This is a genomic window from Enterococcus sp. DIV0170 (genome assembly GCF_051710765.1).
GTDB classification, from domain to species: Bacteria; Bacillota; Bacilli; order Lactobacillales; family Enterococcaceae; genus Enterococcus_A; species Enterococcus_A raffinosus.
Genome location: NZ_JBIOLG010000001.1, coordinates 115,690 through 129,911, shown reverse-complemented (window position 1 = coordinate 129,911; position 14,222 = coordinate 115,690). Strand labels below are relative to the sequence as shown.

Genomic DNA, 14,222 nt, shown 5'->3' with positions numbered 1-14,222 from the left:
GCCTTCGATTATCGAACGACTACCGCATATTTTCTTGCATTGTAGATGTTTTCAAAAGTCGTACGACTCAACCAATAAGAACCGCTGATCGGATCAGAGACATGGACTTGATTGCCGGCTTTATTGAAGCCATCCAAAGTGACCGCATGATTGTTGTTGGCGGCAACCCCAAAGTTCCAATTCCCCCAGCGAATCGGTTGGAAATTGATGGTCACCCACGCCACGACCGGATTGCCGTTTTTCACTTCGTTGATCAAGGTGTTCATCGAGCTGCCGGAAATATTTTGAACATTCCCGTATTTTTGTCCCCAGCTGGTCAATGGTGCTGGATAAATCGCGGAATAGGTATAGGAATTTTCAACAAATGGCGAACCAACAAAGCCGCTGTTAGGATTACCATTTGAGGATTTCGGAATTGTATTTAAGAACGAACGCAGACTCCAATTTGTCAGCTTGCCTTTATACTGCAAGGCTTGAAGTAAAGAAGCGCCTTCGCAGCCGCTTGGTGCGCCTAATGCATATTGGTTGTAATTCTTCACTCCAAGCAGGCGATAATCTTCGTGACTCTGCTCACCACCGCCAACCGCATACCAAGCGATCCCTTCATAACGCCAGCCAAGCTTTTTCAGCTGATCGCGCTCAGAAGTAATCGGGGTGTAGTGATGGGCTCCCGCCTTCGCATTCGGATTGTATAGACGATAAAGCGGCGTACCTGAGCTTGGTGAATACCAAGAGATTCCTTCGTAACGCCAGCCAACTTTTTTCAAATGATCCCGTTCACCCGCATTTAACGTGTAATGATGGTCCCCAGCGTTTGGATTATACAGACGATAAACAGGATTTCCACTGGCTGGGGCTTGCCAGCCGAACCCCTCATAACGCCAACCGACAGAACGTAGATGATCCCGCTCACTGATCGTTTTTGTATAGAAATGCTCTCCGCTGTTGGGATTGTATAAGCGGTACATCGGAACCGATGCCGCAGCAGCTCTAAAGGAGCGAGCATTGCCTTGGATCAATTCTTCTTTTGGTGCTTGTGTTTCATTGGCTTCGGTTTGCCCTTCTTTGTGAGGCGGCTCCAGCTGGACAACCTCGCCATTTACGACCGCTGTTTGCGGTTCTTCAGCAGGGGCCGAAGCTTGAGCAGCATCCTGTGGTGGTTCTGAGCTAGACGTCTCCGACGAAAGAACGCTTTCAGAACTTTGACTTTCTATCACTGAACTACTTGCTGTTTCCGTAGAACTTTGGCCAGCAGTCTCTGCTTGAGTAACTGCTGGCGCTGCAAACGCTGCAAGAGTTACCACACAAACAAACAGTACACTTTTTTTCATTTAAACATTCCTTTCTAAAATTATAAATAATAAAACAAGCATTTATACAGCGAAATCACATACTTAACTTGCATTAATTACTATATTATACTTTTTTCATTTGATTTAGTCTTTCTTTCCGCTTGCTTTAACAATAAAAAATCCGCTAAGAATATTCTCAGCGGATAATTATTTTATTTACTGATGGATACACGCGTCGGACTCACCCAGGTGCCTGTCCCGAAGCCTAAAATTGTTTTGATTGCCGGAATAAAGGTTGTTGCTACTGTCAATGTATTCATCATCCAATAGATCAACATGTAAAAAGGTGCAAAAATCAGATATTTGAGCTTCCGACCGCCATCATCAATAATGAGTGCGGCCGCGACCTGCAGAAAACCAGCTAACATTTCAAAATTTATGAAGATGAAGGACAAGGTCAGCATATGGAAGACTCGATGGTATTCGCCCAAAATTAGTGAATAGATCATCATTCCAACAAACGGCACTGAAAACAGCCAATAATAAAGGCTCCACAAAATACTGAAGCTTTGATCTAAAAACAACAAAAACTGTTCAAAATACTTAATCGGGTGTAGCGGAACCCTCTCCATATTGGTCAGCCACACTTCCGTTCCGCCTTTTGACCAACGTTTTCGCTGACGATACAGCATCTTTAACGTGTTGGGAACACCCATGAAAAACATAATATCCGGCGCAAAGGTCGGAATCCATCCCTGCAGTTGTTGGTCCCACGCGATACTGATGTCCTCAGTTGCCCGATCTTGGCGGAACAAGCCGACATCAATCAGGGCATCCTTGCGATACATTGTATTGGCACCACTGTAAGCATACATCGTCCCAAGAGTCCCTACCTGTCCCCGTTTGATCACTCCGACAATACTTGAAAATTCGACGGTTTGCGCCTTTTCAATGATCTTCGACCGATTTTGAACATCCATATTCCCTGTCACAGCCGCCACATTTTGATCGGCATCCTTCATGAAGTAATTCATATATTTCCAAAGCGCGTCAGCTTCAGGAATAGTATCTGCATCATTACTTAATATGTACTCACCCTTGGCAAAACCCACGCCAATATTAAAGGCATGAGCTTTTCCTTTATTCTTTTCGATTCGCAGCACACGTAATCGAGGATAGCGGCTCTGTAAACGAGCTAAAATTTCAGGTGTTTGATCGGTTGAGCCATCGTCGGTAACAAGCACCTCATAATTGTGGTAATTCAGTTCATTTAACAAATAGGTCAGTGTATCTTCGAGCACGATTTCTTCATTATGTGCCGGCACCATGATCGTCACGAAAGGCTCATCTGAAATAGGAATCTTTCTAAAGGTCGTTCGTTTATAGCGATAAAAGAAACGATAAAAAACAACCTCAATTAACCAAATAAACGCACCAAGCACTGGATAACTAACCAAGACAAACAGTAAAGTTTTCACTATCCCATTCAAAATCGAATAACTCAATTCAACTGCCATGCCGCTCTGCCTCCTTATAAAGCTCGCGAATCGTTGCATCCGCTAGATTCTTCTCCTCCGGCACAGAATAGTAACGGCTCTCATGACGGGTCTCTTCTGAGCCAAAGCGTTCCGAATAGAAAGTATTCAACGCCATTTTTCTGATGCGCAGACCTTCGTCATCGTAAAGCTTTTCTACCCGCTCGTGGTATTTGATACGATGATTATTTCGCAGCACCAAAAAAAAGAGACCGATTGAGAGAATCCCAAGAGAAACTAAAAACTGAAAGCCAGTGTGATAATAAACCGCCTCTCCTGTACGATCCTTCCACACATGATAGACTTGTGAATTATTCTTCAAAAGTGTCGATGAAAGTGTCCAATAAACTGGAATACCTACAGCAATCCAGCCGATAATCGTTAGTATACCAATATAGAATTTATTCCCCCAATGTCCCTTCTCAAAAAAGTGATCCTTTACAAAACGCTTTTCCGCATTGTGATCTTTTCTTTGGTTTTTCATATCTATCCCTTCTTCTTTCATCATTATGGCTTCGGTTTCCAAAAATACAAATTATTCGTTCTCATTCATTAGCAGTTTTTAATTTTTTCTGTTATGCAACCAAAGCTTACCAATTTTGTTATCTGAGGTTGATACTCTTTTATAGACAAATAAGTTAAAGTGTAATCAAGGGAGATGAAAAATATGAATAATCAGAAAAATCCGATCGCGAACAATCTGCGATCATTAAGAAATCGAAACAATTGGTCATTAGAATATGTCGCAGAAAAGTTAGAGGTATCACGTCAAGCCGTTGCTAAATGGGAAAGCGGCGAGTCTTTGCCAGACGTATTGAAATGTGACGCACTAGCGAATTTATACGAGGTTACATTAACGGATCTCATCAGACACAATCAAGAAGAAGAAGGGGTGCCGATTGGACCAGCCGGCAAACACATTTTTGGAATCGTTCCTGTGGGGGCACGGGGACAGATTGTCTTACCCAAGAAAGCTCGTGATCTTTTCAACATTGAAACGGGTGATACCTTAGTGGTTCTTGGCGACACGAACCCAACTTTTCCCGGCATCGCTTTGATCGACAGCCAAAGTTTCATACAACTAACAGGAAATAGTCTTGAACCGCTTTTTAATCGAAAGGAGGAATCCTGATGAACCTGATGGAAGTCACAGAACTGACTAAAAATTATCCGACATTTTCCTTAAAAAATGTCAGCTTTCAAGTACCCAAAGGCAAAATCATCGGATTGATCGGTATCAATGGCGCCGGTAAAACTACTATTCTGAAGGCTTTATTGAACCTGATTCCTATTGATCATGGAAAGGTTACGATGTTTGAAAAACTCTTTTTGGAAAATGAACTGGCCTGCAAGGAGCAGACTGGGGTTGTTCTAGGCGGCATCGATTTTTATAAAGAGAAGAAGATCAAAGACATTACGAAAGTGACGAAACGATTTTACGAAGATTGGGATGAAGCAGCATATCAAAACTTCTTAACGCTTTTTTCCTTGGACCCCAATAAAAAAGTCAAGGAACTTTCCGCTGGGATGCGGGTGAAATATTTGATCGCCCTGGCACTGTCTCACAAAGCAAAACTATTCATTTTTGATGAGCCTACTAGTGGTCTTGATCCAGTTTCACGGGATGAGCTGATCGAGATCTTTCTTCAAATCGTTAAAAATGGTGAAAAAAGTATTCTTTTCTCCACGCATATTACCTCCGATCTGGAAAAATGCGCGGATGGCATCGTTTATATCCAGGCAGGGGAACTGGTTAAAGCAGCGCCGAAACAAGAATTCATTGATTATTTCCAAAAGCTGAAACGCCCTGAGGAAACAGAGGCGCTGAGCTTAGAAGATATTATGGTACGAATGGAGAGAAAACACTATGATTTCTAACTTACTATATAAAGAGTTTCGTTTGGCCCTTCATCCTAATTTGATTGTCTTTACACTGATGGGACCACTCATTTTAATACCTGGATATCCTTATACAATGGTTTTTCTTTTCAGTTTGATTGGGAATTTCATTAATCTAATGTATACACGAGAAAACAACGATATCTATTATTCTGCTTTGCTTCCATTGAAGCGTTCGGAGGTTGTTTTAGGAAAATGGCTGGTTTTATTGATCTCTCAGCTATTAACGATTGTAATTTCTATTCCTTTTGCCTTTTTACGACTTAGGCTTCTATCCATGCCAAACCCTGTGGGAATCGAAGCGAATGTGGCGCTTTATGGCTTTGGTCTGATCATCTTCAGCTGCTTTAATTTCATCTTTCTAACAAGTTATTTTCAAACAGGCTACAAAGTCGGCGCATCCTTTTTAAAAGCGTTAGCTCCAGCGACTTTTATCGCGATCATCGTTGAAGTTCTTGTCCATTTTCCACAGCTGGCTTGGTTGGATTCAGTCACTTTTGACGGACAAATCAAACAGCTGCCGATTTTGGCAATAGGCCTGCTGATTTATCTTGTTGCCATGTGGAGAACCTATAAAGTTTCTGTTCGTCGATTTAGTCAAGTGAATTTATAAGCTCTACGAAAAAAAACGTTTTGATCGTTTGCCGATCAAAACGTTTTTTACTTCTCGAAATACCCCGTCCAAGAAAGTCCATCATCGTTTACTTTCCCTCCGACAAACTCTTTCTGAGTGGCTTTTCTGACCAATTTCCCCTCACCGGTCAGGTCCTCCATCAGCTCTTTATGACGCGAGTATGTCACCTGTTCTAGCTCATTCAAGTCGCGATTCGTGAAAAAATCTTCACTAGGCGCAACCTGTTCTGTCTGCGAGAAATCAGGCGTTTCCTGCTCCTCAACAGCAACATCCTTCCTTTGAGTAAACCAAAAGAATAAAAATGCTGCACCCAGTACACCAACCAGTGCCACTACTTTCTTCATTACGTCCTCCCCTGAAGCATCTTCTTACTTTTAGTATGCCACAGTTGAAAACGTTTTTGAATGAAAAATTAATTGTTTAGCGAATATTCCTTTATTTTTGAAAGAAATATATGAAGATGCCTTATTTTCCAGAAAAAAATAAAATGAAAATCAGCTTGTTTTACTCAAACTCTTCGTATTCATTCGGATCTTGACCCTCAATGCGGCCATCCGCCTTTTCTAAAAGATTGATTCTCTCAATTTCTGTTTGAGACAATTCAAAATCGTAAATAGCCAGATTTTCCCGCTGATGTACCAAATTCCGGGATTTAGGAATAGGAAGAATTCCCCGTTGCGTATGCCAGCGTAAAATGATTTGTGCCGGTGTTTTTTCGTATTTTTCGGCTAGCTCAGTAATCACTGATTCCTTCAAGGCATCGCTGCCGCGTCCCAAAGGACTCCACGCTTCGGTTATAATCCCGCGTTCCTGATTTGCTGCGACCATTCGTTCTTGCACCCAATAAGGATGAATCTCGATTTGATTAACCGCCGGTGTCACACCGGTTTCTTCAATGATCTTATCTAAATGCTCCGGTTCAAAGTTAGAAACCCCGATCGAACGGATCAGTCCTAATTTTTGCGCAGTCACTAGCGCCTGCCAAGCTTCGACGTAAAGTCCTCGTTTTGGTAAAGGCCAGTGAATCAAATACAAATCAAAATAGTCCAGTCCCATCCGAAAGAGTGACTCTTGGATCATCATCAACGCGTCTTCATAGTGATGGTACTTTCCTGGCAGCTTTGTTGTTACAAAAAATTCTGAACGAGGAATGCCGGAACGACGAATCGCTTCTCCAACAATTCCTTCACTATCATAATTCGTGGAGGTGTCTAACAGACGGTAGCCATCCTGGATCGCCGTTAAAACTTGATCAAGCCCTGCGCCTCCACGAATCTGGTAGGTGCCTAAACCAATCGCTGGTATCTGATGCCCGTCATTCATCGTAATCAATGGTGCTTTCATCATCAAAATCCTCCTTTTATTTAGCGGCTCCATCAATCATGGAGCACGTTTCAATTTCTACCTTACCATCAACTTCTTCTATCTGTTAAATCCTCTGCTCACTTTAAAAGAAATACTTTTCAGATAAGGCAGAAAAAAATGCGGAAAAGATGTATACTACTGATTGAACACTTTAGAGGGAGAAGATCACAATGGATTCAATTATTTGTATCGTTTTGGGTATGCTGTTTGCAAATGGTGTTCCCCACTTTGTCAAAGGGATCACCGCTGAAAGATGGGATGTTCCTTGGAAAAAACCAGCTTCTGCCTCCACAAATGTCCTATGGGGAATAGCAAATTGGCTGGTCGTCGTCATCCTTTACGCACTTTTCAAACCAGATGTGAATAGTTTTGATGCCGCCTGCTTTTTAATTGGTATGGGCATTACCGGCTACTACCTTGCCCTGCATTGGTCAGAAAATAAAAATGAAAATGACGCTGCCTAATTCAGCAGCGCCATTTTTTTATGCTTCAATTTCCGCTTTTTGTTTCTTCGTCAGCTTCTGATAGACTAGCTGATACGAGGTTTCTATCAGTTGCTGAATCGCGTCATCCGACAACTCGTCGCTGGCCAGCTTGATAGAGTTCCAATGATTTTTGTTCGTGTAGTATCCCGGAATCACTGTCCCGGAATAAATCTCCCGCAGCTCTTCATTTTTTTCCGGCAAGTTTTTCAAGGTAATAATCGCATCCTCACTCGCCTGATCACTCATCATCCCGAACATCTTGCCCTGCAAATCAAAATAAAGCACTTCCCAATCTTCGCGAAAATAAACTTTTGCTCCCTTTAGCGTTTCCCCAAACGTTTTAAACCCGTTGATACGCTGCTGCATCACTGAATTTTCCATAGCTCCTCCTCTGTCACGCCCCTCTAACTCAGGAACAGATCACTTTACTAATTAAGGTATCATGCAACGAAGGGACAATCAAATACAAAAAAGCAGCCCTTCTTTTAAAAATAGAAGGACGTACTTCGACAAAAGAATTTTGCCTTTAGTAAAAATCATGCACGCTTTGAATAAAGGTTTAAAAACTTGAAAATCCAGAGACAAAGAGCCTCCTTCCAGTTCTAAATCGTGTTTTTGTAGTAAATTTTATAGAGTTTTTGGAAATTTATCTTGTTCGAATTAGAAAAGGCAGATGAGCAAGTATCTTATTAAAAAAATATTTTAGTTTTTTGATAATACAGACCAGGAATACTTTTATAACTACTGAAATTTCTAGTTTTGAGGTTGACAGATCATCCAAAAAGATAACACCAATTTAAATAAGTTGAGGGCACTTGTACCCCTGTATTCTTACTTGAAATGCTCCATGATTATTCACTTCATAAACTTTAACTCTTAAAAATATTCCTCACAAATTTGTTCAATTTCACTATAACTTAACCCATAGTTAGAATGTTTAAGCTGACTTTTAAACCAAGTAAACATTGTCGCTTTTTCTTGTATGGTCGCTTTCTCAAGAATCGCTTCCCAAACGTAGCGACATTCTGCAGACACTTCATACAACTCTCCTTCTAAATCATCCATATCTACCTGCTCAACTTCGAGAAGAATATAGTTTGTTAAGTGAAAAGCAGCAAGATGTGCCTTTTTCTCTACTAACGATACGATTTCATCGTCAATAAAACTAATTAAATCATTGACAAATTTTTCGATTTTGTCGTATTCAATATAATTTTCATCCCCCGCATGCCGAAGAACAATTTTGTCAATTCGGTGCTTTAATTGCTGCACGTCCTTTTCTGTGATTTCTGAAGAAGTAAGTCGAGTAAAACGTTGAACTAAATTTTTATCTTTTTTTAAAAGGTCAATTAGAAAATCACGAACCACTTGCTCTTCTGCATTCGATACTAATTGTTCGATTTTTTTCGAAGCAACTCGTATATCTTGCCATTGATCTTCGTTTTTTCCATCTTCATACTCGTATAAAACCGCTGCCATATGTTTGCAATACTTATCTACACCTGCATAAGGACAATCACAATAAAGCCTCGGAAAATCATATTTGATACCTTCAATCACAACTTCGTAATCATCCGTTCCGGCAACAGCTGCCTGAATCAAATCGTCTTGTACCTGAATATCAACAACACGTTCTTCTAAAAAATATTCGTATCCTCGATCTAGAATATGTGTTTTAAACAAACTTTCCCAATTTTCCATAATTTTCTCCCTATGTGATTCTTTTTATCCAATCCTTATGCAGCCTTGTCGTAATGCCCTGTACCGTTCCCGGTTTTTCATGCTTTTTCAGTTGAAAAATCTCTTCATGTCGTTCGTCCTCATCTGCGACTCCTTCCCATAATCGGTTCAAGACCTCATGCCAACTAATAAAATTGGACCATAAAATCATTTTTTTGTAGTAAGCTGCAGGGACTTCAAAGGTGAAAAGAGCATGTCTCGAAAAATCAATGCCACTTTTTTTCTGAAAGATACGCATAGATATCCGGCCAAACCCAGATTAAATCACGATCTAAAGGTATGTTCATCCGTTTTATAAATTGCCTTTTCATCCATTCTAATGCCCACAGACAATTTTCCCCTTCTTCGTCATCCGTAAAGATAGAGTATTCTGGATCTCTTTTAGGAATTATAAATCCTTGTAAATCAGTATATGTCAGAAAATCTCTCCGTTGAATCGTATAGATTTTCATCTCTCTCACCCTCTTAAATTCAATAATTCCGTTCGTTTTTACTATTCAATTACTTCTTAAAACAGTTTTCGCATTAAAAAAGTATTTATGGAAATCATCTTATTATTTTAGATATAAGATTTACATTTAAAACTGCTCTAGCCACAAAAAATCGTTTCCACTTTTTTAGATTTGAACGTTTATGGCAACCGAAACTAGAAAACCTATTAGACTCTTTACATCCCACTATTTTTAGATTTGAACTTTGATTATCACACCGAAAATTCTGAACGATTTACAAATTTACATTCCACTCTTTTAGATTTAACCCCACCCTAAATTATACCTGTTGCCACTTGGTCTTAGAAGCACTTTTCTGTCGATCACAGGGTTACACCCTGATCACCGAGCAATCATAACAATGACTTTCGATACAATCTCCTCTTTTTCAATCATTTTGTGCTGCTGTCGTAACTATGGCCATTTCTGTCTTTTTCAGGTTGACAGATTTTTTCTACTACCACTCAAGCTTGCACTGATTCGGCTTCAATTGAATGTGAAATAGCCATCCGCATTGTTTAAAAAAACGGATGGCTGTTTAGTTATTTCATTCCATGACAAATAAACCTTCAAAAGGGGATTTTTTTAATTTTGCAGTTTGAAGAGAGTGTCTCTAGATGATTGTAAACAATTTATTTTCGTTTACGTTTCCTACTTTTCTTTTTATCTTCTTTTGCTTTCTTCGTCCCTTTTTTGGCTTTCCTGATCAGCCCGTCCTTATATTCGAGTTCTTTTTGCTTCTCGCTTTTCGGCTTCTTGTAGCTCTCATAAGGGAGCTTCTTTGTAGCTGAAAGTGCCATGGGTCTTGGTGTAGAGGATTTCTGGGATTTTGTCTTGGGTGGTTCTTTTACTGTGGCAGTTGCTGATTCGCTGATTGGTTCGGCTTTTTGCGTTGTCTCAGCAGGAATTTCAGTAGAGTCTTCTTTTGCTTCATCCTTTTTAAGTTCTTCCATCCGAGTATCGGTCAATACAATTCCTTCTGGCAATAATGCCTTTACTAAGCTCAATTTTTCATCTTCTGTCATATGGCTAAAGTCAAACTCTGTTAGCGCTTCCTCTTTTGAGTGAACGGTCTCAAGTACAGACTCCTCCACGACTTTGCCTTTTCTGATTTTTGGATGACGGGTGCAGTTTTGAATATCAGAATTTTCTAGCTTAACAAAACGGCGAATGCCTTCTTTCTCAAAAATAGTTAACGAACTCATTAACTCTAAGACGGCATCAATTTTCATCCCAGAAGAATTTGAGTCCGCATCCCGTAAGCTCCATGTATGAAGCTTGCCAACTGCATCTTCAAATGTGGAAAGAATTTTGTATTGCTGACCATCGGTTTCCTCCACAGGTGTTGTTGGGGTGAATAAGTATTTTTTGCAGTCGCTCAAGCGATTGTTAAAACGATGGTATTCATTTTTATTTTTGTATAAACGGTTTTTGACCTGTGCCCACTCTTTCTCCTCTTTAAAGTAATTCTGGAACAACGGACCACATTTGCGCAGAACATCTGTTGGCTCCGCAAATAGCAGAAGTTCTCTGACTAAATCACTGCAGAAATCAGAAAAATCACTGATGCACAAAGAATGCCGGATCAGCACCGCGACCAAGTATTGAATAACAGTATCTGAATCAGATGAATCTGCATAAAATTTTGAAATTCGTTTTTCAAGATTTTCTCTTCCCATAGTATAGATAGTTATTTGTGATAATGGCTTTGTTAACATCGATTTTCTCTCCTTCTACTTCTAATTTATACATACTCTTTTTTGTTTCCTTTTAACTTCACCTCTATATTATATAACAGGAACAATCTTAAAAAGTTGCCAACATTTTTATTTTTTCAATAGGAAAAGAGTTTTTTGAGTTCCGTTTTACGTTTTACTTCCACACGAAAAACCGTTTGTTTTCCAGAATAACAAAACAACTATTTTAGTTATTTATTTAATTTATTTTTAGATATATAGTATTATTTAAGTACACACATATTTATTAATCATTATTTTCAAACAATAGGGAATTGGAGGGATTTTAGTGAAAAAGAAGATTGGGGTAAAGCTAGGTATTACATTCGCTGTCTTGTTTAGCTTTCTGTTCGCTTCACCAACGCAACAATATCAGGTAGAAGCTGCGAAAACAAAGACCGAGAAGAAAGCGAGCATTAAACGAACAGCAAACAAAAAAGTAACGGTAAAAGTGAAGAAGTATATTGATGGGGATCGAACACGTTTTAAATTGAAAAATGGCAAGACGGTCACAGCAAAATATTTATTGATCACGGCACCTGAGCTGAAAAAGGAAAATCCTTATGCACAAGAGGCGAAGGAACGCACCAAAGAATTGTTGAAAAATGCCGAAAAAATTCAGATTGAATACGACAAAGGTGCGAAACGCGATAGTAAAAAACGTGAGTTGGTTTATGTTTGGGCTGATGGAGAATTAGTGCAGGAAACGTTGGCAAGCGAAGGTTTGGCAATGATGACGAGCACCAAAGGCAAGAATACGAAATACCTCGATAAAATTAAAAAGGCCGAAAAACAGGCAAAAGATCAAAAACGAAACATCTGGAGCATCGAAAATTATGCTCAAGGTGATAAAGGGTACAGTCAAGCCGCGGCAGATGAGTATAAAAAGGCTCAGTCAGAAGCGTTAGCGGCAAAAAAAGCGGAAGAAGAACGGCTGCAAAAGGAACAGGCTGCAAAAGAAGCGGCGGAAAAGCAAGCCGCAGAACAAGCGGAAGCGGCTAGAAAAGCGGAACAGAAACGACTCGCTGAGGAAGCCGAAGCAGCCAAGAAAGCCGAGGAGGAACGTCTTGCCCAAGAGGCAGCTGCTCAACAAGCAGCCGCACAGGCGCAAGCAGAGGCAGAAGCGCAAGCCCAGCAGCAAGCACAAGCGGCGGAAGCCGCACAGGGGCAGACCGTCTATGTCACTCCAACCGGTAGTAAATACCACACCCATAAATGCGGCAATGGCACTTACTCGCCTGCCACACTAGAAGAAGCACAAGCCCGCGGGTTAACGCCTTGTGCCAAGTGTTATTAAAAGCGATCTATTAATAAAAAACATTAATAAACGGCCAAATCCGATAGACTCCATCGGATTTGGCCGTTTCTCCTTTTTTCTGATTAATACAGAGATTTTAGCTTACTTAGTTCATCCAGCATCGCTTTTCTTCTCGGATAATTCGTCTTGAATTCCTGCATCAGCCGCTTTCCTCGAAGATTTCCGCCAGAAATCTTCGTCATCCCCTTCATTAGATTAGCGATCGCACGATACTTTTGACGATTCGATACAGGGGCTGCTAATTGCCGTAATTCTTTCTCATATTTATCTAGCATTCTTTCAGGAAATCTGTCTTTCAATAAGTCAAAATGCTCGCGTGCCTTATACAATTCAAAGGAATCTTCAACATACGTCATTAATCGCTCATAATCTTTTTCTTCTAAATAGAGACGATCCATAAAGTCTTTTCCTTCTAACGCTGAATAAATTCGTTGCCTAGCAGCTGGCCATTCTTCTTTTGTATAATTTGCCTTTAATTCACGGAAAATTTCGATATTCCCTGGGTCATCGGTTAGCAAAAGCTGCCACAATTGGTCAAGATAGCGATCCTTATCGCCTAAGGTATTATAGATTGCTTTCAGCACATGGCTATATTCACTGACTAACCCTGGATAAGAATTATCCAACTTAATGCTTTCTTCCAATGTCTTGATGGCCGTTGAATAGTCCTTTCGAGCGAGTGCGTTTGCGATATATTTTTTACGAACTTCGCTAAACGCCCAGTAGCGAGTATACTGTTTCCTTACCTCTACTTCAGATTTTCCCTCTTGTTCCATCATTTCTATAAGGAAAACAGCCCACTCAGATAACTGAAACTCCCTTCGCCAGCCTTCCATCGCCTCTGCTTCTTCAATCATTTTTTTAGCGAACCGCAGCTTAACCTCTACAAAGCTAGCTTCAGGAAACCCAACGCGAATAATTTCCTCAACATATTCCTTTGAGTACTCATCATCAGAAACCGCTAGTTTCTTAGTGAACCAATCAAACATCCGTTTCTTTTTGTTTAGTTTCACCTCTGCTAAAATCGTTTGCCATCTTTCAAAGCATTCTGACAGGATCATGGTGATCTCTCCACCAGAATCATCCATTTCAACAGTGTCGACTCGATTAACCAAATAGCCGAGAACCTCAAAAGCAGCTGAATAGTCGTTCGCTTCAATCAGCGGATCGACTTCATCTGTTAAGAGCCCTAAAATATCCCCGCCAAAGGTAAAAGCGTTATGATAATCAATAAACCCACTATAGTCTTCATAGGTATCAAAAATATCAGCGATTTGATTTATAATATAGCGGACACTTTCCGCTGAATAATTAGACAAAAATTCTCGAGCAAATTGATGGGCTAATTTTTCATCGTTAACGATTGCGGACAATAAAAAAGAGCGAATCATTGTTTCATCTGCCGTCATCACAATTTTTTCTAATTCCTCTGCTGTATCTGAACGTTGAGCTGAATTCTGCCCATGAAAAACATTTCGTTCCTCACACATGAACAAAACAGCCACCATATGTTTACAATTATTTCCCTCAGCCGCATAGGGACAATCGCAATGCAGTTCAGTGATTTGATCTTCTGTATATTCTATCGTTACTACGTAATGCTCTGAACCTTCAACGACCGCATTGACTATTGCTTCACGAACCTCAAAATCATCGACTGCTCCCGCCATAAAATACTCATATCCCCGTTCAAGGATGCGCACAGGGAAAAGATCTTGCCACATCAT

16 protein-coding genes are annotated in these 14,222 nt (G+C 40.3%); 5 read left to right on the top strand and 11 right to left on the bottom strand.

Features of this window, described 5'->3' with window-relative positions:
- Positions 1 to 8: 8 nt before the first annotated feature.
- The 3 genes from IGI50_RS00650 to IGI50_RS00640 form a co-directional block, all read right to left on the bottom strand.
- Entirely contained in the window at positions 9 to 1,331 is a 1,323-nt protein-coding gene (locus IGI50_RS00650; protein ID WP_438775749.1) for a C39 family peptidase, read from the bottom strand.
- A 173-nt stretch (positions 1,332 to 1,504) separates the two neighbouring features.
- On the bottom strand, positions 1,505 to 2,809 hold the full coding sequence (locus IGI50_RS00645; RefSeq protein ID WP_438775748.1) for a glycosyltransferase family 2 protein: 1,305 nt from the start codon (positions 2,807 to 2,809) through the stop codon (positions 1,505 to 1,507).
- Positions 2,799 to 3,311 carry a hypothetical protein gene (locus IGI50_RS00640; RefSeq protein ID WP_218256344.1) on the bottom strand — a complete coding sequence of 171 codons (513 nt, stop codon included), beginning with the start codon at positions 3,309 to 3,311 and terminating at the stop codon, positions 2,799 to 2,801. Before IGI50_RS00640 ends, IGI50_RS00645 begins: the two co-directional genes overlap by 11 nt.
- A gap of 183 nt (positions 3,312 to 3,494) precedes the next feature.
- On the opposite strand from IGI50_RS00640, the gene IGI50_RS00635 reads away from it, so the two are divergent.
- Genes IGI50_RS00635 through IGI50_RS00625 form a run of 3 tightly spaced genes read left to right on the top strand, consistent with a single transcriptional unit; the run spans position 3,495 to position 5,339 of the window.
- On the top strand, positions 3,495 to 3,959 hold the full coding sequence (locus IGI50_RS00635) for a helix-turn-helix domain-containing protein (RefSeq protein ID WP_218256343.1): 465 nt from the start codon (positions 3,495 to 3,497) through the stop codon (positions 3,957 to 3,959).
- Complete coding sequence (locus IGI50_RS00630) at positions 3,956 to 4,705, top strand: ABC transporter ATP-binding protein (protein WP_438777556.1); 750 nt, start codon at positions 3,956 to 3,958, stop codon at positions 4,703 to 4,705. The genes IGI50_RS00635 and IGI50_RS00630 overlap by 4 nt, the downstream gene beginning before the upstream one ends.
- Positions 4,695 to 5,339 carry an ABC-2 transporter permease gene (locus IGI50_RS00625; RefSeq protein ID WP_438775746.1) on the top strand — a complete coding sequence of 215 codons (645 nt, stop codon included), beginning with the start codon at positions 4,695 to 4,697 and terminating at the stop codon, positions 5,337 to 5,339. The genes IGI50_RS00630 and IGI50_RS00625 overlap by 11 nt, the downstream gene beginning before the upstream one ends.
- 47 nt (positions 5,340 to 5,386) lie before the next feature.
- On the opposite strand, the gene IGI50_RS00620 is transcribed toward IGI50_RS00625, so the two are convergent.
- A complete protein-coding gene (locus IGI50_RS00620; RefSeq protein WP_438775744.1) occupies positions 5,387 to 5,704 on the bottom strand; it encodes a hypothetical protein in 318 nt (105 codons plus the stop codon).
- 160 nt (positions 5,705 to 5,864) lie between these two features.
- Positions 5,865 to 6,704 carry an aldo/keto reductase gene (locus IGI50_RS00615; RefSeq protein WP_218257299.1) on the bottom strand — a complete coding sequence of 280 codons (840 nt, stop codon included), beginning with the start codon at positions 6,702 to 6,704 and terminating at the stop codon, positions 5,865 to 5,867.
- A 191-nt stretch (positions 6,705 to 6,895) separates the two neighbouring features.
- On the opposite strand from IGI50_RS00615, the gene IGI50_RS00610 reads away from it, so the two are divergent.
- Positions 6,896 to 7,189: a hypothetical protein gene (locus IGI50_RS00610; RefSeq protein ID WP_010747291.1), complete on the top strand. Its 294-nt coding sequence runs from the start codon at positions 6,896 to 6,898 to the stop codon at positions 7,187 to 7,189.
- An 18-nt stretch (positions 7,190 to 7,207) separates the two neighbouring features.
- Here the strand turns inward: IGI50_RS00610 and IGI50_RS00605 are convergent, their stop codons facing one another.
- From IGI50_RS00605 to IGI50_RS00585, 5 genes are all read right to left on the bottom strand, one after another.
- Positions 7,208 to 7,591, bottom strand: a complete 384-nt coding sequence (locus IGI50_RS00605; RefSeq protein ID WP_010747292.1) for an MmcQ/YjbR family DNA-binding protein — start codon at positions 7,589 to 7,591, stop codon at positions 7,208 to 7,210.
- A 495-nt stretch (positions 7,592 to 8,086) separates the two neighbouring features.
- Entirely contained in the window at positions 8,087 to 8,911 is an 825-nt protein-coding gene (locus IGI50_RS00600) for an SWIM zinc finger family protein (protein ID WP_438775743.1), read from the bottom strand.
- A 10-nt stretch (positions 8,912 to 8,921) separates the two neighbouring features.
- Positions 8,922 to 9,188 carry a hypothetical protein gene (locus tag IGI50_RS00595; RefSeq protein ID WP_438775742.1) on the bottom strand — a complete coding sequence of 89 codons (267 nt, stop codon included), beginning with the start codon at positions 9,186 to 9,188 and terminating at the stop codon, positions 8,922 to 8,924.
- The gene (locus IGI50_RS00590) at positions 9,157 to 9,402 is read right to left on the bottom strand and encodes a hypothetical protein (protein WP_438775741.1); all 246 of its coding nucleotides are present in this window, start codon (positions 9,400 to 9,402) and stop codon (positions 9,157 to 9,159) included. The genes IGI50_RS00595 and IGI50_RS00590 overlap by 32 nt, the downstream gene beginning before the upstream one ends.
- A gap of 671 nt (positions 9,403 to 10,073) precedes the next feature.
- The gene (locus IGI50_RS00585) at positions 10,074 to 11,159 is read right to left on the bottom strand and encodes a glycosyltransferase family 1 protein (protein ID WP_438775740.1); all 1,086 of its coding nucleotides are present in this window, start codon (positions 11,157 to 11,159) and stop codon (positions 10,074 to 10,076) included.
- A gap of 307 nt (positions 11,160 to 11,466) precedes the next feature.
- On the opposite strand from IGI50_RS00585, the gene IGI50_RS00580 reads away from it, so the two are divergent.
- Positions 11,467 to 12,474 carry a thermonuclease family protein gene (locus tag IGI50_RS00580; protein ID WP_218256333.1) on the top strand — a complete coding sequence of 336 codons (1,008 nt, stop codon included), beginning with the start codon at positions 11,467 to 11,469 and terminating at the stop codon, positions 12,472 to 12,474.
- 83 nt (positions 12,475 to 12,557) lie between these two features.
- Here IGI50_RS00580 and IGI50_RS00575 read toward each other — a convergent pair whose 3' ends face one another.
- Positions 12,558 to 14,222: an SWIM zinc finger family protein gene (locus IGI50_RS00575; protein WP_438775739.1), complete on the bottom strand. Its 1,665-nt coding sequence runs from the start codon at positions 14,220 to 14,222 to the stop codon at positions 12,558 to 12,560.

What these genes read in the sequence shown, in the direction of transcription:
- IGI50_RS00590 (WP_438775741.1), bottom strand. Translation starts at nt 9,402, where the DNA reads ATGAAAATCTATACGATTCAACGGAGAGATTTTCTGACATATACTGAT.
- IGI50_RS00645 (WP_438775748.1), bottom strand. Translation starts at nt 2,809, where the DNA reads ATGGCAGTTGAATTGAGTTATTCGATTTTGAATGGGATAGTGAAAACT.
- IGI50_RS00635 (WP_218256343.1), top strand. Translation starts at nt 3,495, where the DNA reads ATGAATAATCAGAAAAATCCGATCGCGAACAATCTGCGATCATTAAGA.
- IGI50_RS00585 (WP_438775740.1), bottom strand. Translation starts at nt 11,159, where the DNA reads ATGTTAACAAAGCCATTATCACAAATAACTATCTATACTATGGGAAGA.
- IGI50_RS00610 (WP_010747291.1), top strand. Translation starts at nt 6,896, where the DNA reads ATGGATTCAATTATTTGTATCGTTTTGGGTATGCTGTTTGCAAATGGT.
- IGI50_RS00620 (WP_438775744.1), bottom strand. Translation starts at nt 5,704, where the DNA reads ATGAAGAAAGTAGTGGCACTGGTTGGTGTACTGGGTGCAGCATTTTTA.
- IGI50_RS00600 (WP_438775743.1), bottom strand. Translation starts at nt 8,911, where the DNA reads ATGGAAAATTGGGAAAGTTTGTTTAAAACACATATTCTAGATCGAGGA.
- IGI50_RS00615 (WP_218257299.1), bottom strand. Translation starts at nt 6,704, where the DNA reads ATGAAAGCACCATTGATTACGATGAATGACGGGCATCAGATACCAGCG.
- IGI50_RS00605 (WP_010747292.1), bottom strand. Translation starts at nt 7,591, where the DNA reads ATGGAAAATTCAGTGATGCAGCAGCGTATCAACGGGTTTAAAACGTTT.
- IGI50_RS00650 (WP_438775749.1), bottom strand. Translation starts at nt 1,331, where the DNA reads ATGAAAAAAAGTGTACTGTTTGTTTGTGTGGTAACTCTTGCAGCGTTT.
- IGI50_RS00595 (WP_438775742.1), bottom strand. Translation starts at nt 9,188, where the DNA reads ATGCGTATCTTTCAGAAAAAAAGTGGCATTGATTTTTCGAGACATGCT.
- IGI50_RS00625 (WP_438775746.1), top strand. Translation starts at nt 4,695, where the DNA reads ATGATTTCTAACTTACTATATAAAGAGTTTCGTTTGGCCCTTCATCCT.
- IGI50_RS00575 (WP_438775739.1), bottom strand. Translation starts at nt 14,222, where the DNA reads ATGATGTGGCAAGATCTTTTCCCTGTGCGCATCCTTGAACGGGGATAT.
- IGI50_RS00640 (WP_218256344.1), bottom strand. Translation starts at nt 3,311, where the DNA reads ATGAAAAACCAAAGAAAAGATCACAATGCGGAAAAGCGTTTTGTAAAG.